General features: G+C 68.6%; 22 protein-coding genes and 1 tRNA gene. 8 read left to right on the forward strand and 15 right to left on the reverse strand.

The genetic code is table 11. The features are described 5' to 3' along the window. Positions 1–3: 3 nt before the first annotated feature. From HD841_RS00800 to HD841_RS00810, 3 genes are all read right to left on the reverse strand, one after another. Positions 4–1,110: a ferritin-like domain-containing protein gene (locus HD841_RS00800; RefSeq protein ID WP_179506998.1), complete on the reverse strand. Its 1,107-nt coding sequence runs from the start codon at positions 1,108–1,110 to the stop codon at positions 4–6. Positions 1,111–1,336: 226 nt separating this feature from the next. After that, complete coding sequence (locus HD841_RS00805; RefSeq protein WP_179506999.1) at positions 1,337–2,392, reverse strand: ferritin-like domain-containing protein; 1,056 nt, start codon at positions 2,390–2,392, stop codon at positions 1,337–1,339. Between the two features lie 15 nt (positions 2,393–2,407). Next, positions 2,408–3,433, reverse strand: coding sequence for a ferritin-like domain-containing protein (locus HD841_RS00810; RefSeq protein WP_179507000.1), 1,026 nt, complete (start codon positions 3,431–3,433; stop codon positions 2,408–2,410). A gap of 211 nt (positions 3,434–3,644) precedes the next feature. On the opposite strand from HD841_RS00810, the gene HD841_RS00815 reads away from it, so the two are divergent. Together HD841_RS00815 and HD841_RS00820 are read left to right on the forward strand one after the other, a co-directional pair. Then, positions 3,645–4,223, forward strand: a complete 579-nt coding sequence (locus HD841_RS00815; RefSeq protein WP_179507001.1) for a sigma-70 family RNA polymerase sigma factor — start codon at positions 3,645–3,647, stop codon at positions 4,221–4,223. Next, the gene (locus HD841_RS00820; protein WP_179507002.1) at positions 4,210–4,929 is read left to right on the forward strand and encodes an anti-sigma factor; all 720 of its coding nucleotides are present in this window, start codon (positions 4,210–4,212) and stop codon (positions 4,927–4,929) included. Before HD841_RS00815 ends, HD841_RS00820 begins: the two co-directional genes overlap by 14 nt. Before the next feature lie 64 nt (positions 4,930–4,993). Here HD841_RS00820 and HD841_RS00825 read toward each other — a convergent pair whose 3' ends face one another. From HD841_RS00825 to HD841_RS00840, 4 genes are all read right to left on the reverse strand, one after another. Next, on the reverse strand, positions 4,994–5,842 hold the full coding sequence (locus tag HD841_RS00825) for a MipA/OmpV family protein (RefSeq protein ID WP_179508038.1): 849 nt from the start codon (positions 5,840–5,842) through the stop codon (positions 4,994–4,996). An 87-nt stretch (positions 5,843–5,929) separates the two neighbouring features. Next, positions 5,930–6,388, reverse strand: a complete 459-nt coding sequence (locus tag HD841_RS00830) for a DUF2141 domain-containing protein (RefSeq protein WP_257015167.1) — start codon at positions 6,386–6,388, stop codon at positions 5,930–5,932. Continuing rightward, a complete protein-coding gene (locus tag HD841_RS00835) occupies positions 6,285–7,109 on the reverse strand; it encodes a sterol desaturase family protein (protein ID WP_179507003.1) in 825 nt (274 codons plus the stop codon). Before HD841_RS00835 ends, HD841_RS00830 begins: the two co-directional genes overlap by 104 nt. A gap of 466 nt (positions 7,110–7,575) precedes the next feature. Further along, on the reverse strand, positions 7,576–8,082 hold the full coding sequence (locus HD841_RS00840; protein WP_179507004.1) for a GNAT family N-acetyltransferase: 507 nt from the start codon (positions 8,080–8,082) through the stop codon (positions 7,576–7,578). 74 nt (positions 8,083–8,156) lie between these two features. Between HD841_RS00840 and crtY the strand changes: the two genes are divergently transcribed. Then, positions 8,157–9,323 (forward strand): lycopene beta-cyclase CrtY, encoded by a 1,167-nt coding sequence (gene crtY, locus HD841_RS00845; RefSeq protein WP_179507005.1) that lies wholly within the window; start codon positions 8,157–8,159, stop codon positions 9,321–9,323. 25 nt (positions 9,324–9,348) lie between these two features. Further along, a complete protein-coding gene (locus HD841_RS00850) occupies positions 9,349–10,824 on the forward strand; it encodes a phytoene desaturase (RefSeq protein ID WP_179507006.1) in 1,476 nt (491 codons plus the stop codon). A gap of 146 nt (positions 10,825–10,970) precedes the next feature. On the opposite strand, the gene HD841_RS00855 is transcribed toward HD841_RS00850, so the two are convergent. From HD841_RS00855 to ftsE, 6 genes are read right to left on the reverse strand one after another with little or no spacing between them, the layout of a single operon-like run. Then, on the reverse strand, positions 10,971–11,429 hold the full coding sequence (locus HD841_RS00855; protein ID WP_179507007.1) for an acyl-CoA thioesterase: 459 nt from the start codon (positions 11,427–11,429) through the stop codon (positions 10,971–10,973). Then, positions 11,429–12,637 (reverse strand): LL-diaminopimelate aminotransferase, encoded by a 1,209-nt coding sequence (locus tag HD841_RS00860; RefSeq protein ID WP_179507008.1) that lies wholly within the window; start codon positions 12,635–12,637, stop codon positions 11,429–11,431. The genes HD841_RS00855 and HD841_RS00860 overlap by 1 nt, the downstream gene beginning before the upstream one ends. A gap of 28 nt (positions 12,638–12,665) precedes the next feature. After that, entirely contained in the window at positions 12,666–13,391 is a 726-nt protein-coding gene (locus HD841_RS00865) for a lysophospholipid acyltransferase family protein (RefSeq protein WP_179507009.1), read from the reverse strand. After that, on the reverse strand, positions 13,388–13,924 hold the full coding sequence (locus tag HD841_RS00870) for a YdcF family protein (protein WP_179507010.1): 537 nt from the start codon (positions 13,922–13,924) through the stop codon (positions 13,388–13,390). The genes HD841_RS00865 and HD841_RS00870 overlap by 4 nt, the downstream gene beginning before the upstream one ends. Continuing rightward, positions 13,921–14,790 carry a cell division protein FtsX gene (locus tag HD841_RS00875; RefSeq protein WP_179507011.1) on the reverse strand — a complete coding sequence of 290 codons (870 nt, stop codon included), beginning with the start codon at positions 14,788–14,790 and terminating at the stop codon, positions 13,921–13,923. Before HD841_RS00875 ends, HD841_RS00870 begins: the two co-directional genes overlap by 4 nt. Then, on the reverse strand, positions 14,787–15,497 hold the full coding sequence (gene ftsE / locus HD841_RS00880) for a cell division ATP-binding protein FtsE (RefSeq protein ID WP_179507012.1): 711 nt from the start codon (positions 15,495–15,497) through the stop codon (positions 14,787–14,789). The genes HD841_RS00875 and ftsE overlap by 4 nt, the downstream gene beginning before the upstream one ends. A gap of 172 nt (positions 15,498–15,669) precedes the next feature. Between ftsE and HD841_RS00885 the strand changes: the two genes are divergently transcribed. Then, positions 15,670–16,434 (forward strand): MJ0042-type zinc finger domain-containing protein, encoded by a 765-nt coding sequence (locus HD841_RS00885; RefSeq protein ID WP_179507013.1) that lies wholly within the window; start codon positions 15,670–15,672, stop codon positions 16,432–16,434. On the opposite strand, the gene HD841_RS00890 is transcribed toward HD841_RS00885, so the two are convergent. Then, positions 16,406–17,773: an MATE family efflux transporter gene (locus HD841_RS00890; RefSeq protein ID WP_179507014.1), complete on the reverse strand. Its 1,368-nt coding sequence runs from the start codon at positions 17,771–17,773 to the stop codon at positions 16,406–16,408. The two genes, HD841_RS00885 and HD841_RS00890, sit on opposite strands and share 29 nt — an antisense overlap. 130 nt (positions 17,774–17,903) lie before the next feature. Between HD841_RS00890 and HD841_RS00895 the strand changes: the two genes are divergently transcribed. From HD841_RS00895 to HD841_RS00905, 3 genes are all read left to right on the forward strand, one after another. Beyond that, positions 17,904–17,990, forward strand: a tRNA-Leu gene (locus HD841_RS00895). Positions 17,991–18,135: 145 nt separating this feature from the next. After that, complete coding sequence (locus HD841_RS00900) at positions 18,136–19,023, forward strand: hypothetical protein (protein WP_179507015.1); 888 nt, start codon at positions 18,136–18,138, stop codon at positions 19,021–19,023. Further along, on the forward strand, positions 19,020–19,301 hold the full coding sequence (locus HD841_RS00905) for a hypothetical protein (RefSeq protein WP_179507016.1): 282 nt from the start codon (positions 19,020–19,022) through the stop codon (positions 19,299–19,301). Before HD841_RS00900 ends, HD841_RS00905 begins: the two co-directional genes overlap by 4 nt. A gap of 94 nt (positions 19,302–19,395) precedes the next feature. On the opposite strand, the gene HD841_RS00910 is transcribed toward HD841_RS00905, so the two are convergent. Next, positions 19,396–19,872, reverse strand: a complete 477-nt coding sequence (locus HD841_RS00910; protein WP_179507017.1) for a hypothetical protein — start codon at positions 19,870–19,872, stop codon at positions 19,396–19,398. Between the last annotated feature and the right edge of the window lie 2 nt (positions 19,873–19,874).

Here is a 19,874-nt window from a genome sequence, read left to right on the forward strand (position 1 = left end):
GGATCAGGAGGCGGTCGCCGCCTTGATCGTGCCGTTGAGGCCGGCGGGGAAGAAACCGCCCGTGCTCGCCGCCGCGGCGTTGAGATAGACGATGTTGAGCACCTGATTGGGGGTGCGGCTGTAGGCGATCGCGTTGGCATCCGCCGGCACGATGTTGGACACCGTATAGGGCTGCGGGGTCGGGGTGGGCGACGCCGTCGGCGTCGGCGTGGGCGTCGGCGTCGGTGTTGGCGTGGGGGTCGGCGTCGCGGTGCCCGTCGGGGTCGGCGTCGGCGTCGGCGCCCCCGGCGTGATGGTGATCGGCGCGATGCCCTGATCGATCTCGGTGCCGCCGTCGAGGCTGTCGCGCGCGTCGGAGATGGCGGTGGCGCTGCCGAACAGCGCCGAACCGCTGACCGAGCCGCGGCGGAACAGCTCGCCGCGGATCGTCGCGGCGTGATAGGCCTCGACCGCGAGGATGCCGGCGGCGGCCTCGATATAGGTCTTGGTGAGCAGCGGCGCGGCGCCCTTGTAGGCGGTGACGCCGACATCCTCGAACAGATAGGCGGCGAGCAGGAAATTGTCCTCGCTGCCGTACTGGTCGAAGGTCTCGCCCTGCTTGATCAGACCGGCGGTGCGCGCGGCGGTGGAGAAGGCGCTGTTCGGGCCGACCGACAGGTCGAGCGCCGGCTGCGCGATCGCGCTGCTGCCCAGCGCGGTGCGCAGATAGGTGACGTGGGCGACCTCGTCGGCGGCGATCTCCCGCGCGTAGCGGGCGAGGATCTGATCGGTGAAGGTGACCGGCTTGCCGCCGCTGACGTTCGCGCTGCCGGGCGTGCCAGCGCCGCCGAGCAGGGAGGCGGCGAGGCCGGCGCTGCCGGTCGCGAAGGCGTAGAATTGCGCCTCAAGATATTCGAGGTTGAGCGCGAAGTTCAGGATGTCCTGATCGGAATAGGTGGTCGCGGTCTGCGCCTCGGCGGCGCCGGCGATCGTCAGCGCGGAGGCACCGGCGGCGGTGACCGCCATCGCGCCCATCGCGGTGCAGAAGAAGTCGCGACGGTCGTTGCGGCGCTGCACGCGCGCGTCGAGCGCTGCTTCGAGGGCGCTGTCGATATCGGTTCGGGCGGTCATTACTCGGGTTCCTCCCACGCGCGGGCGGTCTGCGGGCCGCCCAGGATGGCCTTGCCGTTCCGCATCCGGGGGAAGGCGTCAAGCCCGCACGCGGCGGAAATCGGCGGCGGCACGACGGAACGGCGGCGGCGCGCAGAAAAAATCCTCCCCCGATACGCGATCGGGGGAGGACCCTGTGCCGGCCGGCGCGGAAGGAGCCGCCGGCCAACCCGGTGAGGCCGCTGGCTCAGCCCAGCCCGACCGTGAAGGCGGGGTTGGGATTGTTGGTGCCCGCTGGGAAAAAGCCGCCGCGCGTGCGGTTTGCCCCCTTCAGGTTGAGATAGGCGATGTTGTGCACCTGCTGCACGGTGCGGCTGTAGGCGATCGCATTGGCATCGGCGGGGACGATGTTCGACACCGCATTGGACTTGCCGATATTGGTGCCGGCGATCCCCTCGTCGGTGTCGCCCGCGGTGCCGCCGCCGCTGCCGTCGAGCAGATCGCGCGCGGCCGAGATCTGGGTGGTCGCGGTGATCAGATCGGTGTTGGTGATGCCGCGGCTGTAGAGGATCGAGCGTACCAGGCCGGCGTGATAGGCCTCCGCCGCCAGGATCCCCGCCGCCGCGTCGAGGTACATCGCCGAGATCACCGGCGAGGCGCCCTTGTAGGCGGTGACGCCGATATCCTCGAAGATATAGGCGGCGAGCAGGAAGTTGATCGGACTGGCATAGGGATCGAATAGCCCGTCCATCGGCACGACGCCGGCCGCACGCGCCGCGGCGGTGAAGGCGCCGGACGCGGTGCCGGATATGTCGATCGCCGGCTGGGCGACGGCGGCGCTGCCGAGCGCCGAGCGCAGGAAGGTGACGTGCGCGATCTCATCCCGCGCGATCTCGCGCGCATATTGGCCGATCAGCTCCTCGCCGACGAAGTTGACGCCGCGCGGAAAGCCGTCGCCCGTGCCGGTGATCACCGCGCCCTGCGTGCCGGTGCCGGTGAGCAGCGACGGCGACAGGCCGGTGTTGAATGCGGCGTAGCTGTAGAATTGCGCTTCGAGATATTCGAGGTTGAGCGCGAAGTTGAGCACCGCGACATCGGTGCTGACCGCGGTCGCGGGCGGGGTGGGCGTCGGCGTCGGAAACGGCACCGACATCGCGTCGTCGTCGTCACCGCAGGCGGCGAGCAGCGACAGGCCGCCGACCGCGGCGACGCCGCTCGCGGCGGTCTTGATGAAGGCGCGGCGCGCCCGGCGGCGCGCGGCGGTGGCCTCGACGATGGCGAGGACGGAGAGTTCCTTGGTCATGCTATCCACCCCTGCTCAGTTCGCGGCGCTGCTGCGCAGCCCGCTGTTCCCGTTGTTGATGCCGTTCGGGAAGAACCCGCCCGCGGTCACCGATCGCGGATTGAGATAGACGATGTTGAGCACCTGGGCCGGCGTCCGGCTGAACGCGAGGCCGTTGGCGTCGAGCGGCACGATGTTCGACGCGGTCGCGCCATTGGCGGTGATCGGCGTGATGTCCTGGTCGAGATCGGCGCTGCCGTCGACCGAGTCGCGCAGGTTGGAGATCGCGGTGGCCGCGGCGGCATTGTTCTGCGCGGCGACGATCATCGGCGTGGCGAGGCCGCGCGCATAGAGCGCGCCGCGGACGATGGCGGCATGATAGGCCTCGACCGCAAGGATGCCGGCGGCCGCCTCCAGATAGGTCTTGTTGTTGATCAGCGCGCCCGCGGCGCCCTTGTAGGCGGTGACGCCGACATCCTCGAAGAGGAAGGCGGCCTTCAGGAAGCTGTCGTCGTCCTTGTATGGATCGAAGCCGGCCAGCGCCGGGCTGCCGCTCGCCGCTGCCGCCGCCGCAAAGGCGCCGCCGCCCGAGATGTCGATCGTCGGCTGCGCGGCGATCAGCGCGTCGCTGGTGCCGCTGCCGCGGATCGCGGCGCGCAGGAAGGTGACATGTGCGACCTCGTCGGCGGCGATCTCGCGCGCATAAGCGGCGATGCCGAGGTCGCTGAACTGGACCTGGCGGGCCATGCCGGCGTCGCGGCCGGTCACCACCTGGCCCTGCGTGCCGACGCCGCCGGTGAGCAGGCTGTTGGGCAGGCCCGTGCCGAAAGCGGCATAACTGTAGAATTGCGCCTCGAGATATTCGAGGTTGAGCGCGAAGTTGAGCACGTCGACCTCGCTGATCGCCGTCTGTGCCGCAGCATCGGACGCCATCGACATCGCCGCCGCACCGGCCGCGGTGACCGCCGCCATGCCCATCGCGTTCTTGAAGAATCCGCGCCGTTCCTCGCGGCGTCGCGCCCGTGCGTCGAACGCCTCGATGATCTGATCCGTCTGGGTCATCGTCAGCAACCTCCCTCACTCTCGTGCGGTCGCCGTCGTCGCCACATTCCGTTGACGGGCGACCGGTGACCATGACGAGCTACGTTGCCGACGCCGCGAAAGATGCGACCGCGCCGAAACAATATGTCGATTTTCCAAAATGATCCGCCATGGTCGGAATGTTCGCACCGGCATATTGCCGCACCGCCTTCACTTGGGTTAGCGACAGCGCGTGTCTCCCGCCGCCCCTTCCAGCCCCCAGGCGGCGCGTGCGCTGCTGGTCGAGGCGCTGATCCGCACCGGCGACGCCGACCGCGACGCCTTCCGCACCGTCTATCGGCTGACCTCGGCGAAGCTTTTCGGGATCTGCCTGCGTATCTGCGACGACAGGCAAGGCGCCGAGGACGTGCTGCACGACGTATATCTCACCATCTGGCACCGCGCGGGTGCCTATCAGCCGGGACGGGCGAGCCCGATCTCGTGGCTGGCGACGATCGCGCGCAACCGGGCGATCGACTGGCGGCGGCGCCATGGCCGGATACGCACGGCCCCGGCAGAAGAGGCGGACGCGCTGCCCGATCCCGCCGCGGCGCAGGACGATGCGCTGATCGACGACGAACTGCGCGCGCGGCTGCACAATTGCCTGGAGGCGATCGAACCGCGCCAGCGCGGCGCGATCCGCAGCGCCTTTTTCGGCGGGCTGACCTATGCCGAGCTGGCGGTGGCGCAGGCGGTGCCGTTGGGCACGATGAAAAGCTGGGTGCGGCGCGGGCTGATCGCGCTGAAGGGATGCCTCGATGGCGACGCCTGACGACCACCTGCCCGACATGGCCGCGGCCGAACTGGCGCTCGGGCTGCTCGACAGCGCCGAGCGCGACGCGGCATTGCGCCGGCTTGCCACCGACCCGGGATTCGCGGCCGAGGTGGAGCGGTGGCGCGACTGGCTGGGGGCGCTGTTCGCCTATTGGCCGGCGGTGGCGGCGCCCGACGCGGTGGCGGCGCGGGTCGAGGCGTCGCTGGATGCCACGCGAATCGCGCCCGTCGCCGCCAACGACACGACGCCGTGGCGCGGGCTGGCGCTGGCGGCGAGCCTTGCCGCCTGCCTGTTGCTGGCGATGACGACGATGCTGATGCTGCGCCCGGCGCCGGCGCCGGTGCGCGTCTCGGTGCCCGTGCCGGTCGCGGCGCCGCCGCCGCTGCTCGCCGCGATCGCGCCGACCGGCAAGGGCGCGCCGATCGCCGCCGCCTACGATCCCGCCAGCGCGACGGTGCGGATCGCCGGCGGTGTCGCGGTACCGGCGGGGCGCTCGGCGCAATTGTGGGCGATCCGCGGGACCGATGCGCCGCGCTCGCTCGGGGTGATCCCGGCGGGTCCGGTGCGGCTGATCGTGCCGGCAGCGGTACGGCCGGCGCTGGCGGCGGAGACGGTGCTGGCGATCTCGATCGAGCCGGTGGGCGGCTCGCCGACCGGACTGCCGACCGGACCGGTGGTGGCGACGGGCAAGCTCAGCGGCTGAAGGGCGACCCGTCCCCTATCGTCGTCCGGCATTCGGCGGGACGACGACAGGGGATTGGTGCGGCTTAGAAGGTGTAGGCGAGCCCGACCGCGCCAAGCCACTGGTTGCGCGAGCCGGCGACGCTGACCAGCGGACTGTCGGCGAACCCGTTGAGCATGCGGACATAGGTGCCGCCGGCGACGATCTTGAAGCCCTTCAGCAGGTTGCCGGTCAGCGAATAGGTCGCGAGGCCGCCGAGCGAATAATTCTTCCAGCCGGCGCGCGCATTATAGGTCGGCAGGCCGCTCGCCAGCGTCTGCGCCGGCGATACCGAGAAATAGGTGGTGGCATAGCCGCGGCCGGCACGCTCGGCCGAGGCGAAGACGGCAACCGCCATCTTGGTGCTCAGCGGCGTGATGTAGTTGACGCTCGGCTGCCAGATGCCGCTGTCATGCGCGTTGGCGACATCGTGGCGATAGCTGACCGTCGCCGACAATTGGTCGTACTGGCTGGTGATCACGCCGGTCTTGCCGATGCCGACATAGCCGCCCAGCTCGATCGCGGTATCGACCTTGCCGAGCGCCCGCACGCGCGGATCGTCGATGCCCTTCAGGCTGCTGCGGTTGAAGTTGACGACGCCGATCGGGCCGGCCTGCAGGTCCCAGACGGGGCCGGGCTTGTCGCGGATCAGGTCGACGCTGATCCGGTTGCCGGCCAGGACGAAGCCATAGCCCTTGATCGAACCGACCGCACCCGGCGCGGCGGTGAAGCGATAGTCGTTCGAGCCTTCGTAGTCGCTGAGATAGACGCCGGCGGCACCGACGGTGATCGTATCGCGATTGAAGTCGAAATCACCGGACTGGGCGGGGGCGGACGCCTCCTGCGCGGCGGCCGGGGTGACGTACACGGCAGCGGCGGCGAGCGCGAGCGGCATCAAAAACTTGGCGGACAAAGCGACGGCTCCAAACCTGTTACGACGCCGTAACGCGGCGGGAGCCGGTTCCTATCCAATGCCGACCGATCAGAAGATGTAATGCATTCTGATCTGTTGCTGATTTGCATCACCGGTCACCGCGAAACGGGCGGCGGCGAAGCGCGGCGCGCCGAAGCGGATCGGCGGATTGCGCGAGAAGCCGAAGCCCTCGCGCGGGATGCCCGCGAAGGTGTCGAGCTTGGCGTTGCTGTTCTCGTCGTGAATCACCGCGACGGCATATTGGCCGTGCGGCAGGCCGTCGAAGCGCAGCGTGTGCGCATTGGCGGGCACCGAGCGGGTGATCGCATCGGCATCGTCGACGCAGCCCGGGAAATTGTCGGGATCGGCGGTCAGGCAGACGCGCAGCAGCCCCTTGGCGGAGCGCATCTGGCTGACGGCGACGTCAAGCCGCGCGATCGGCGCCGCGCCCAGCGCCAGCGCCGCCGCCGGCAGCAGCGCGGCGAGCGCGACCGGCCGGGCGCTGCGCCTGCGCCTTGGCGCGGGCATGACTGCGCGCGAAATCGCCGACACCGCGATCGGTGCCGCAGAGGCGATCCCAGAACCGGAAGTAGAGCCCATAGTTACATCCATATTGCTCATGGTGCCGCTGGTGGTGGCTGGCGGTGATCAGCCAGCCGCCCAATGGCCCCCGCCACATGAACCGCGGGAAAACCTCCCAGCCCATGTGATTGGTTACGCCCATAACCGTCATAGTCGTCAGCACGAAGCCCAGAGCGGCGACATGGATCGGAATTGCCAGCACCAGTAACGGAATTACCACAGCGCCGGTCAGCGCCTCGATCGGGTGGAAGGCCATCGCCGCCCAGGCGGTCGGCGGGCGGCTGGCATGGTGGACGGCATGCGCCGCCTTGAACACCGCCGGTCGATGCATCCAGCGATGCGTCCAGTAGAACCAGGTGTCGTGAAGGACGAGGTAGAGCAGGATCGACACCGGCCAGTACCACAGGGGATAGGCGTGGAGGTCGCGATAGACGCGCGTCCAGCCATGCGCCTGCCACCCCCAGGCGAGCACGCCGGCGGGGATGCCGTAGATCGCCGCGGAGGCGAGGCTCCACGCGATCTCGCGCCGCATCTGCGCATCGAGCCCGCGATAGAGGCCGGGATGACGCAGCCGCGTCGCCGCGGCGAACGCCCCGGAAACGAGGAGATAGCGCACGCCGACGATCATCGTCATCGCCAGCGCGGACAGGGTGACGGCGAGCAGCATGTCGCAGGACTTAGCGGATTTCCGCCGGCGGGGATATGGCGGAAGCGGCGCGGCGTGGCGCGGCGCGGCGCGGCGCGGCGCGGTGTGGCAGCCGGATCGACATTGGGGGTTTGGAGTAAGTCCTCCCCCGCCAGGGGGAGGTGGCATGCCGCAGGCATGACGGAGGGGGAGGTAAGCAACGTCTTCGGTGGCGTTCCCCTCCGTCACGGCTTCGCCGCGCGCCCCTTGCGGGCAGGGCGATCGCATATGGCCGGGGTGGTGAGGTTCGATCGGTTTCCTCATCACAGCCGTCACCCCGGACTTGTTCCGGAGTCCACTCTGCGGCGGGGGAAAAGGCTTGATTCGACACCATTCTCTTGCGGCTGGGTGGACCCCGGAACGGGTCCGGGGTGACGGGACGAGCTTGGAGAGAGCCGGGCCAGCATGAACGTCGATGAGCGACAGCCCAGCCCGCCAAGGCAAGGTGTCAGCGTTCGAACACGTGTATCGGTCGTCCCTTATAGTCCGCCTCGCGCACCAACCCGTACCCCAGCCGCGCCGCCAAGCGAAGCGAGGGCGCGTTGCCGGGGTCGATGATGCAGGTCGTCCGGGTGATACCCTGCGCCGCCGTCCAGCCGAACACCGCCGCCAGCGCCTCGCCGGCATAGCCGCGGCCGTGCAGCGCCGGCGAGAGCGTCCAGCCCACCTCGGGCAGCGCGAGCGGCGGGTCGATCGCGCGCTGCGCCTCGAGCAGGCCGAGTTCGCCGACGAAGCCGCCGCCACGGTCGCGGACCACCCAGCTGCCATAGCCGAACGCCTGCCACTGGCCGATCGAGCGCAGCAGGCGGATCCATACCTCCTCGCGGCTGCGCGCGACGCCGCCGATCATGCCGAACACGCCGGGATGCGCCCACAAGGCGGCGAGCGCGTCGAGATCGACCGGCCGGTGGACGCTGAGGATCAGGCGATCGGTGGTGAGGACAGGCGGCATCATCCCGACAGGCTAGCGCCGAACGCAGCAACGGAAAATCCGGTTCTCGCGCCGCCCGCTTTGCGGTAGGCGCAGCCATGGGCTCGACCATCCCTTGCGACGTGGCGATCGTCGGCGGCGGCCTCGCCGGCGGCCTGATCGCGCTGGCGCTGCACGCGCGGCGGCCCGGGCTCGACGTGCGGATCGTCGAGGCGGCGCCGCACCTCGGCGGCGACCACGTCTGGTCGTTCTTCGGCAGCGACATCGCGCCGCAGGACCGCTGGCTGGTCGCGCCGCTGACCGTGCATGACTGGCAGGGCTATGACGTCGCCTTTCCCAATCTGACGCGCCAGATCGACGCGACCTATCATTCGGTGACGAGCGAGCGGCTGCATGCGGTGATCCGCGCGACGCTGCCGCCGCAGACGGCGATGCTCGGCCGCAAGGTGCTCGCCGCCTCGGCGACCGCGGTGGTGCTCGCCGATGGCGACCGGATCGAAGCCAAAGGCGTGATCGACTGTCGCGGGCCGGGCGACCTGTCGCTGCTCGACCTCGGCTGGCAGAAGTTCGTCGGGCAGGAGCTGCTGCTGCACGCGCCGCACGGCGCCGCCGGACCGCGGGTGATGGACGCGACCGTCGCGCAGATCGACGGCTATCGCTTCGTCTATTGCCTGCCCTTCGCCGCAAACCGGATGTTCGTCGAGGACACCTATTACAGCGACACGCCGGACGTCGACCGCGCCGCGCTGGGGCTGCGCATCGCAGCCTATGCCGCGGGCCGTGGCTGGCACGTCGACAGCGTGCTGCGCACCGAGGCGGGGGTGCTGCCGATCACCCTGGGCGGCGATTTCGAAGCCTATTGGCGGTCGAGCGGCGTGCATGTCGCCAAGGCGGGGATGCGCGCGGGGCTGTTCCAGCCGACCACCGGCTATTCGCTCCCCGATGCGGTGCGGCTGGCGGTGCGGCTGGCCGAGCAGAGCGACCTGTCGGGCAAGGCGCTGGCGGCGTTCACCCATGATTACGCCCGCGCCACCTGGCGGCACGGCGCCTTCTATCGCATGCTGAGCGCGATGATGTTCCGTGCGGGCGATCCGGCGGAACGTTGGCGCATCATCGAGCGCTTCTACCGTCTCGACCCGACGCTGATCACCCGCTTCTATGCGGGGCGATCCAGTCTCAAGGACAAGATACGGATTTTGACGGGCAAACCACCGGTGCCGGTGGGCAGTGCGATCAGGGTCCTGCGAACGACGGCATGGCGGTAACCCGCACAGAGGAATGGAAACGAACATGAAGTCGGCGATCGTCATCGGAGCGGGATTCGGCGGGCTGGCGCTCGCGATCCGCCTGCAATCGGCCGGAATCGCGACGACCATCGTCGAGTCGCGCGACAAGCCCGGCGGCCGGGCCTATTATTGGGAGCGCGACGGCTTCACCTTCGACGCCGGCCCGACCGTCATCACCGATCCCGCCTGCCTGCAGGAATTGTGGGCGCTGACGGGGCGCGACATGGCCGAGGACGTGACGCTGGAGCCGGTGACGCCCTTCTACCGGCTCAACTGGGTCGACGGCACCAATTTCGATTACACCAACGACGAGGCGCTGCTGCAGCGCGAGATCGGCAAGCTCAACCCGGCCGACATCGCCGGCTATCACAAGTTCCTCGAATATGCCGAGGGCGTCTATCGCGAGGGCTATGAGAAGCTCGGCCATGTCGCGTTCCTCGACTTCGCGTCGATGATCAAGGCGGCGCCGGCGCTCGCCAAATATCAGGCGTGGCGCTCGGTCTATTCGATCGTGTCGAAATACGTGCAGAACGAGAAGCTGCGCGAGGCGCTGAGCTTCCATACGCTGCTGGTCGGCGGCAATCCGATGACGACGAGCGCGATCTATGCGCTGATCCACAAATTGGAGCGCGATGGCGGCGTGTGGTTCGCACGCGGCGGCACCAACCGGCTGATCGCCGGGCTGGTCGCGCATTTCCAGCGGATCGGCGGCACGCTGCGGCTGGGCGACCCCGTCGCCTCGATCGAGACATTGGGCGACCGCGCCACCGGCGTGCGCTGCGCCAGCGGCTGGGAGGCGCAGGCCGACGCGATCGCGGCGAACAGCGACATCATGCACACCTATCGCGACCTGCTGAGCGGCTCACGCAGTGCGCAGCGCACCAAGGCGCGGCTGGAGCGCAAGAGTTATTCGCCGTCGCTGTTCGTCGTGCATTTCGGGATCAAGGGCACCTGGCCCGGCATCCCGCACCACATGATCCTGTTCGGGCCGCGCTATAAGGAGCTGCTCGCCGACATCTACGATCACGGCGTGCTGGCGCAGGATTTCTCGCTGTATCTGCACCACCCGACCGTGACGGACCCGAGCCTCGCGCCGGAGGGGCATTCGACCTTCTATGCCCTCGCGCCGGTGCCGCACATGGGCAAGTTCCCGGTCGACTGGAACGAGGTCGGCCCGATCCTGGAGAAGCGCATCCTCGACGAGGTCGGCCGGCGGCTGATCCCCGACATCCACGAGCGGATCGTCACCAAGTTCAGCTATGCGCCGAACGATTTCGCCACCGACCTGAAGGCGCATCTCGGCAGCGCCTTCAGCCTTGAGCCGGTGCTGACGCAAAGCGCTTATTTCCGCGTCCACAATCGCGACGACCATATCCCCAATCTGTATTTCGTCGGGGCGGGCACGCATCCGGGCGCCGGTATTCCGGGCGTGGTCGGGAGCGCCAAGGCGACCGCGGCGCTGATGATGGCGGCGCGATAAGGCCATTCCTCCCCGGCACGGGGAGGGGGACCGCGCCGCGCAGCGGCGTGGTGGAGGGGGCCCTCCTCAAGAGAGGGCGGCTGTGGAAGCCCCCCTCCACCAGCTTCGCTGGTCCCCCTCCCCATTCGGGGGAGGAATGGGGTTTCCTACACCGCCTCCAGAAACGCCCGCACCGGCTCTGGAATCGCGGCAGGCCGCCCGGTCGGCAGATGGACGTTGACCATGACCAGCGACACCGTCGCATGCAGGTCGCCGGTCGTACCGTGCGCCAGATCCATCGCGATCGTCATGCTGGTGCCGCCGAGCCGCGCGATCCGGACATAAGCGGCGACGGTGTCGCCCCAGACGAACGGGCGGAGATAATCGACCTCCGCCTTGCGGACGTGGAATTCGAGCTGCTGCCACACCGGGCCGAGCGCCGCGCCGATGCCGGTCCAGTCCCAGAATTCGGTCGCAGCGACATCGGCATATTCGAGGTAGCGCGAGTTGAAGACGACCTTCTGCCCGTCGATCTCGGCATAGCGGACGCGGAAGCGCGTCGCGAAGGCGAAGCCCTCACGCGCGCCGCCGGTCGCCGTGCCGGCGGCGCGGTCGTGCAGCAGCATCAGCCCGCGGTCCGGCTCGGCGTGTTGACGCCCATCGACTGGAGGTAGCGCTTCACGTTGCGCGCCGCCTGACGCAGCCGCTGCTCGTTCTCGACCAGCGCGATGCGGACGAAGCCCTCGCCGTTCTCGCCATAGCCGACGCCCGGCGCCACCGCGACCTGCGCATGGGTGAGCAATTGCTTGGAGAATTCGAGACTGCCGAGATGCGCGACCGCGGGCGGCAGCGGCGCCCAGGCGAACATCGACGCGCGCGGCGGCGGGATGTCCCACCCTGCCCGGCCGAAGCTCTCGACCAGCACGTCGCGGCGCTTGTGGTAGAGCTGACGGTTCTTCTCGACGATGTCCTGCGGGCCGTTGAGCGCGGCGCAGGCCGCCGCCTGGATCGGGGTGAACGCGCCGTAATCGAGATACGATTTCACCCGCGTCATCGCGGCGATCAGCCGGGCATTGCCGACCGCGAAGCCGATCCGCCAGCCGGCCATGCTGTAGGTCTTGGACAGCGAGGTGAATTCGACCGCGACGTCCTTGGCGCCCTTGACCTGGAGGATCGAGGGGGTCGGATTGCCGTCGTAATACAGTTCCGAATAGGCGAGGTCGGAGATGATCCAGACCTGGTTCTCCTTCGCCCAGGCCACCAGCCGCTCGTAGAAGGCGAGGTCGACCGCCTCGGCGGTGGGGTTGGACGGATAGTTCACCACCAGCACCGACGGCCGCGGCACGGTGAACGCCATCGCGCGCTCCAGGCTCTCGAAATAGGCTTCGTCGGGCGTCGTCGGCACCGCGCGGATCGTCGCCCCGGCGATGATGAAGCCGAAGGTATGGATCGGATAGGACGGATTGGGCGCGAGCACGACGTCACCCGGCGCGGTGATCGCGGTGGCGAGGCTGGCCAGCCCCTCCTTCGACCCCATCGTCACCACCACCTCGGTCTCGGGATCGAGGTCGACGCCGAAGCGGCGGCCGTAATAATTGGCCTGGGCGCGGCGCAGGCCGGGAATGCCCTTGGACTGCGAATAGCCATGCGCGTCGGGCTTGCGCGTCACCTCGATCAGCTTGTCGAGGACGTGGGCGGGCGGCGGCAGATCGGGATTGCCCATGCCGAGATCGATGATGTCCTCGCCCGCCGCGCGCGCCGCGGCCCGCATGCCGTTGACTTCGGCGATGACATAGGGCGGCAGGCGCTTGATGCGGTAGAAATCGTCGGACATGGGTCACCTTATAGTTGACCCGGCTATCCTACGCCGCGGGCGGCACTTTCACCACTTCCAATTCCGCGCGCCCGCGGTCGAGCACGTTGATCGCGGCATGGACCCGCGCCTCGATCTCCTCGCGCGGCAGGCCGGGCGGGATCACCTCGCCGATCCGGATGGTGACGATGCCGGGGCGCTTGGCGCCGTGTCTGGGCCAGACCAGACCGGTGTCGAGCGCGATCGGCACCACCGGCAGGCCGAGCGCGCGATAGAGGCCGGCGAAGCCCGATTGCAGCGGCGGCTGCTCGCCGGGCGCGACCCGCGTGCCCTCCGGATAGATCAGGATCGACCGCCCCTCCGCCTTGAGCGCCTTGGCGGCGCGCATCATCGAGCGCAGCGCGCTGGCCGACGCCTCGCGATCGGCGATGATCCCGCCATATCGCATCGCCGCCCAGCCCCAGAACGGGATGCGGCTGAGTTCACGCTTGATCACCATCGCCGGCCCGCCGAGCAGCAATTGCAGCTCCAGCGTCTCGAACATCGCCTGATGCTTGGCGGCAAAGAAATAGGTGCCGGGCGGCACCTGCCCCTCGACGCGGACGCGGATGCCCATGATCGTGCGGTAGAGCAGCCGGTGCATCGCCGCCCAGACATGCGCATGGCGGATCACCGCGCGCCGGCCGAACAGCGCGGACACCGGCACGCTCAGCACGATCGGCACCGACAGCGCGTAGAAGACCATCTCGAACAGGATCGTACGCAGCCGGTTCATGCCCCTACCCCCAGCCACAGCGCCACGCGCCGCAGGATCAGTTTGTTGTATTCGTTCACCAGGGTGCCGAGCCGCGGCGTGCTGGGCACGCCGTCGCCGAGCACCTGCACCTGCCGCCCCATCGCCGCCGCCAGCTCCATGCGCGCACGCGGCACGTGCCAGTCGGAGGTGACGAGGCGGACGGTGCGATAGCCATGCGTCTTGACCCAGGCGGCGGTCTCCTCGGCGTTCGAGCGGGTGTCGACCGCATCGGCGCCGAGATCGATGCAGCAGTCGAACAGCGCGACCGGCACCTTGTATTCGCGGGCGAGATCGATCGGCCGCACGCCCGGCGCCACGCCGGTGACGAGCATCCGCCGCGCCTGCCGTGCCTGGAGCAAGGCAATACCGCGGTCGATCCGCCCCGCGCCGCCGGTCGGCACGACGATCGCATCGGTGGTGTTGGGGGCGAGCGGCTTGGGCAGCAGCAGCATGAATGCCGCGAAGCCGAGGCACCAGGCGAGCGCCGCCAGACCGAACAGCCGCACGATCACAGCGACCGCCTCAGCGCCGCGACGACGGTGATCCGCGCCGCCAGCGTGGCCAATGCGACGAAGCCGACCGGCACCAGCACCAGCAGCCCCCAGTCGCCCGCATCGAGGGTGATGCCGCCGAGCAGCTCCGACCCCAGCGCCGCCAGCCGCGTGCCGAGGAACAGGAGCACCGCGAGCGCCGCCGCACCGCCGGCGACCCCGCCGAGCGCCGCGTCGAGCGCGATCCGCCGCTGGAACAGCCGCGCGACCTGGACATCGGTCGAGCCGAGCATGTGCATCACCTCGATCGTCGCGCGATGCGTCTCCAGTCCCGCGCGCGCGGCGAGCACGACGACCGCGCCGGTCGCGGCGAGCATCAGCAGCACGAGCCCAAAGGCCAGCCAGGTCAGCGTATCGAGGAAGCCGCTGACCGGCGACATCCAGCGCTGATGCCGGTCGACGCGGCTCGCCGCGCTGATCCGCTTGGCCGCCGCGATCACCGCGTCCGGCGCGGCGCCGGGAGTGAGATCGACGTCGATCATCGCCGGCACCGGCAGGTCGGCGTCGTCGCCGACGTCGCCCAGCCAGGGGGCGAGCGTGCGGGTCAGTTCGGCGCGGTCGACCAGCGTCGCGCGGCGCACCTGCGGCAGCGTGCGCAGCGCGGCGAGCGTGCGCCGGGCCAGCGCGTCGCGGGTGGCGGGGCTGCCCTCGACCACCTGCACGGTGAGACGGCCGGCGAGCTGGCGTTCGAGCGCCTGCGCCGACTGGCGGGTGCCGAGCCCGAGCGCGGCGGCGAGCAGCGTGAGGAACAGCATGATCGCCATCACCCAGGTCATCGCGCGCAGCCCGCCCGCCTCGTCGAACACGCGCCGGTCCGCGCCGCTCATTCCAGCCTCCGCCGGGGCGGGGGGTAGCGGAGCATGCCGGTCGGATCGAGCAGTCGGCCCTTGTCGAGCCGCATCATCTGCGCGCTCGGCACGCGGCCGAGCAGCTGGACGTCGTGGGTCGCGACGACCACCGTCGTGCCGAGCGTGTTGAGCGATTCGAACAGGTGGATCAGCCGGTCGGCCATTTCCGCGTCGACGTTGCCGGTCGGCTCGTCGGCGACCAGCACCTCGGGCCGGCCGATCACCGCGCGCGCGATGGCGACGCGCTGCTGCTCGCCGCCCGACAGCGTCGCCGGCCGCGCCTCGGCACGCGCGCCGAGCCCGACCCAGCCGAGCATCTCGCGCACCGGCTGCTCGATATCGTCCTCGGACACGCCGGCGACGCGCAGCGGCAGCGCGATATTGTCCCATGCCGACAGATGCGGGACGAGGCGGAAATCCTGGAACACGACGCCGATCCGGCGGCGGAATCCGGGCAGGCGGTCGCGCGGCATCGTCACCGCATCCTCGCCGAACAGGCGGATGATGCCGCGGCTCGGCCGCTGCGCCAGATAGAGCAGGCGCAACAGCGAGGTCTTGCCCGCGCCGCTGGCGCCGGTGAGAAAGTAGAAGGCGCCGCTGCCCAGCGTGAAGCTGATGTCGGACAGGGTTTCCTCCCCGGCCCCATATCGCAGCCCAACATTTTCGAACTGCACGATATTTGCCATGCGCCTGGCCGCAACCGCTCCGTCTGAGGTGTCTCGGGCCGTCGGTGGGCCGCGTGCGCAGCCTTCGCATGGGCGGCGCGCGGCTTCAAGCTTGCCACGCGGGCGGCTCACGTGCTTAGAATCGCACGCAGTCCCGGTCATGGTTCCGGCACCCGTCCGTAAAGCGTTGCGCATGATCCTCGAATGTCCCGAATGCAGCACCCGCTATCTGGTGCCCGACAGCGCGATCGGCACCGAAGGCCGGACCGTGCGCTGCGCCAATTGCCGGCACAGCTGGTTCCAGGATCCGCCACCGCCCGAGCCTGAACCGGCCCCGCCCCCGGCCCCGCCGGTGGCAGAGCCAGCCGTCGAATCGGCGCCACCGACGACGATCGACGACGAGACGGACCGGCCCGCCTTCCTCGAACCGGCGGCGATTCCGTCGCCGCGCGCCGCCGCCATGCCCGAATCGGTGCTGCCCGCGCCCGATTACGACGCCTTCGCGCATCGCCCGCCGCACCGCCCGCGACGCAATACGTCGAAACGCTGGACGGTGATCGCGGTGCTCGCCGGGCTGCTTATGATCGTCGGCGTCGCCGCGATCGTCTTCCTCGGTGCGCCGGGGCTGCTCGCCAAGATCGGGCTGCCGATCGGCGCGCAGGAATCGCCGCTGCGGCTCAAGGACAATCCGATCGAGCGGCGCGAGCTGGACAATGGCTCGGAACTGTTCGCGGTGAGCGGCCAGGTGAGCAATCCGTCGAGCGAGCGCCAGCGCGTCCCCGATATCCGCGCCGAACTGCGCGATGCGCAGGGTCGCATCGTCTACAGCTGGACGATCACGCCGCAGCAGCGCACGCTCAACCCCGGCGGCACGATCGACTTCAACTCGGCCAAGCTCGACGTGCCGAAGAATTCGAAGCGGCTCGAACTCAGCTTTGCCGGCGAAGCCGCGAACTGACCTGCGCGAACCGGCCGCCGTGCAGCAGCGCGGCGGCGAGCATCCCGATCCCCGATGCCCAGGCGAGCGCCAGCGCGCCGCCGTCATGGTGGACCAGCCACCAGCCGACGCCGCCGGTGACGACGAAATAGGCGAGGATGCTGTTGACGCCCGCGACGACCTGATCGCCGAGGCTGCGCAGCGCATAGACCAGCACGACCTGGATGCCGTCGAAGACGATGAACGGCGCCCAGCGCGGCAGCATCGCCGCGGCGATGCGATGCACCTCCACCGCCGCCGGGAACAGCGCGACCAGCGCCGGTGCCGCCGCCGCGAGGATCACGGCGCCGATCCCGAGCGCGAGCACCGACAGGCCGACCGCGATCAATGTACGCCGGATCGCCGCCGCCGGCTGCCCCTCGCCCACCGCATTGCCGGCGCGCACCCCCGCCGCCGATCCGAGGCCGAGCGCCACCGCAAAGGTCGCATTGTGCATCGCGAACACGATCTGGAAGGCATGCGCCGCGGCATCGCCCAGTTGTGTCGACAGCGCGATCAGGATCGAAAAGCCGGCGAGTTCGAGACCCGAGGCGACGGCCGGGACGATGCCGAACACCGCCAGCGCCCACGCCCCGCGCGGCACCGCGCGCCATGCGGCGCCATCGACGCGCAGCACGCCGCGTTCGCGGGCCCGCGGCAGGGTGAGCACGCTCGCCACCATGCCGATCGCGCCGAGCAGCGAGGCGACCGTCGTCGCCAGCGCCGCGCCGACCGCGCCCAGCGCCGGCAGGCCGAAATGCCCCGCCGACAGCGCCCAGGCGAGCAGCGCGTTGACCGGCAGCACCGACAGATTGACCACGGTGACGCGACGCGGCCGGCTGACCCCTTCGAGGAAGAAGGCGGCGGCGACGTTCACCAGCTGGAACGGATAGGCGATGGCGAAGGCGCGGACGACGCGCGCACTTTCGTCGACCCGGTCGGCGGCGACGCCGATCAGCGCGAGCAGCGGCTCGGCCGCGACGAGGAACAGGCCGCCGATCACCAGGCCGAGCAACAGCCCGAGCGCCAGCCCCTCGCGCAGCACCGCGCCGGTGCGCGGCAGGTCGCCGGCGCCGTCGGCCCGCGCCGCCATCACCAGCACGCCCGACAGCCAGGCGAGGGCGGTGACGATACCGACGAAGCCGAGCGCGCGGCTCGCCCCCAAGGCCGCCACCTCCTCGGTCGAGACGAGGCCGACGACCATCACGTCGGTGACCTGCAGCAGCGTCCAGTTGAGGCTGGTCAGCACCACCGGCCAGGCGAGCGCGAGCAGCATGCGCGTCTCGGCGCGGGTCGTCAGACGGGGCAAGGTACTGGCCATGGCGGGGCGCTACCGCGTCCGTGTGACAGCGAAAAGCGCACAATCTGAAAAAGGGGCGTTGCGGAGCCGACAAGCCTTTGCTAGGGGCCTGCGCCTGCCAGATGCCGGCTCAGCCCGGTGTTCTTCACGTGCGGCCGTGGCGGAATTGGTAGACGCGCAACGTTGAGGTCGTTGTGGGCGAAAGCCCGTGGAAGTTCGAGTCTTCTCGGCCGCACCACTCTTTAGCAGACAGAGATATGGCCCGCGCCCCATGGGGTTGCGGGTTTTCTCTTGTCTCGTTGGAAAATGTTGCTGATCTGTTCCCGTCGCAGCGGAACGGAGCGGCGATATGGATGTGTCGATCGAGGCGAAACGGCGGGCGTATGTCGGTTGGTTACGGACCGGGCGATGGCTCGTACCACGGGGTGCGGACGGACACGTCTCGACACTCAACAAGACGGAACACCCCCTCGCGATCACGCAACCAGCCGTCCAATCCGATAACCGATATTGTTGCGGGTCAACGGTCGGCCGCGAAGGCGCTACATACTGTCGCTAAAGCAGAATTCGATTTTGCCAGCGGCGTTAGCGACGGCGCCTATGACACGGCAAAAGGTTCGGCAAAGGCAGCTCTCGCTTTCGTTAAAAATCCAGTATCCGCCACTCAAAATAATAATTTCGCTCTGGCCGGCCTAATAGATCGCGCCATTGCCGCCGAAGATACGCCAGCCAGCATTCAACTAGCTCGTGCCGCAAATCGCATCAGGCATACCAACCCCCACGAGATTGGCTATGTCACCGGTAGCGTTACTGCCGGTGTTGCGATTGGCCGCGTCACCGGGATGGCGGCAAGTAAGATATCGGCTCTCCGGCAAGCCAGATTGCCGCAGCGGCTGCGGCCTGATTGTGCTCCCGTCAAATACAAATGGGTCAAAGAGAATCTTAAAGCGGGCCCGGCCAAAGACTACAACGATGCAGCGCCCAATGCGCGGCCTGGATACGCACCAGCGCCGCCAAGAACAATGCCGGTCGGCAAGCAACGACTGGTGAAATTCGATGGCTTCCAAGCGGATTGGCCAGTCGATCGGACGTTCGGCGTCACGTCGAAACCGCGCTCAGTGGCCCAAGTCCTGCGGCAATCGCAAGCCCTGCGGGAACATAAGCTTATCGGTTTGTGGGATTTTCCAAATGCCCGTCAGAAAAGTTTGGCCTTAAAGCTGCTAAAGAAAGCCGACGTTCACAACATCAAAGTTAGGAGCGTAAAATCATGATTTCACATCAAATAGCGCGCCTTATCGCAAACGTCATCTTGAATATCGACCCGTTAGGCGACCACCCCGACCTGGAAGATCGTATAGTCGAGATATTCGAACATATCTCGCACGATCTGCATGAAATAGACCCTTCGTTCCTGTCGGAACTGTCAAAGGCGTTCCGGGACATAGCTCCTGAATATCCGGAACATTTTCAGCAGGCCGTACGCGATATACCCGATGACTTTTACCTGAACATTCCCGATGACGCCGAAGAAGCAGAGCAACGCGAATAAGGCGTAAAGGCATCTACCAATGGAGAAACGCTTAGGCGTTGTAAGGCCATTCTGCGGTTTTGAAACGTCTCGTCAGCAAATACGCACTTGTCTCTTACCCCGCGCCCATCCGCCGCAGATAGGCGGTGATCGCGGCATAGCCGCCGTCGCTCAGTGAAATTTCCATCCTCCGCCGGTCGACCGGGTCGATCACCCGGTCGATCAGCTTGAGCTTGTGGAGATGATCGATCCAGCGTTGCGAGGTCGTCACCGGCGCGTGCGCACTGCCGACCAGCGTCTTGACGTTCATCGTCCGACGCTCCTCATGCGCCACGAACAGCGCGAGCAGCATGTCCCAGGCCGGCTCGTGGAACAGTTCGGCGGGGAAATGGTCGAACCGCGCCCGACGCTGCGCCAGCAGCTGCTTGGCCAGCTCGCGCGGGTCCAGCGTCGCGGTGCCGGCCTGCGCCTCGCTGGCGGCGGCGCTCGTCGCGTCGGCCAGGCGATCGGCACGCGTCCCGAACTCGACCGCGATCGCGGAGAGCTGCGTCGTCAGGTCCTTGACCAGTCCGGCGATGGACTCATGTGGCACGT

The sequence above is a fragment of the Sphingomonas melonis genome (assembly GCF_013409985.1).
GTDB lineage: Bacteria > Pseudomonadota > Alphaproteobacteria > Sphingomonadales > Sphingomonadaceae > Sphingomonas > Sphingomonas melonis_A.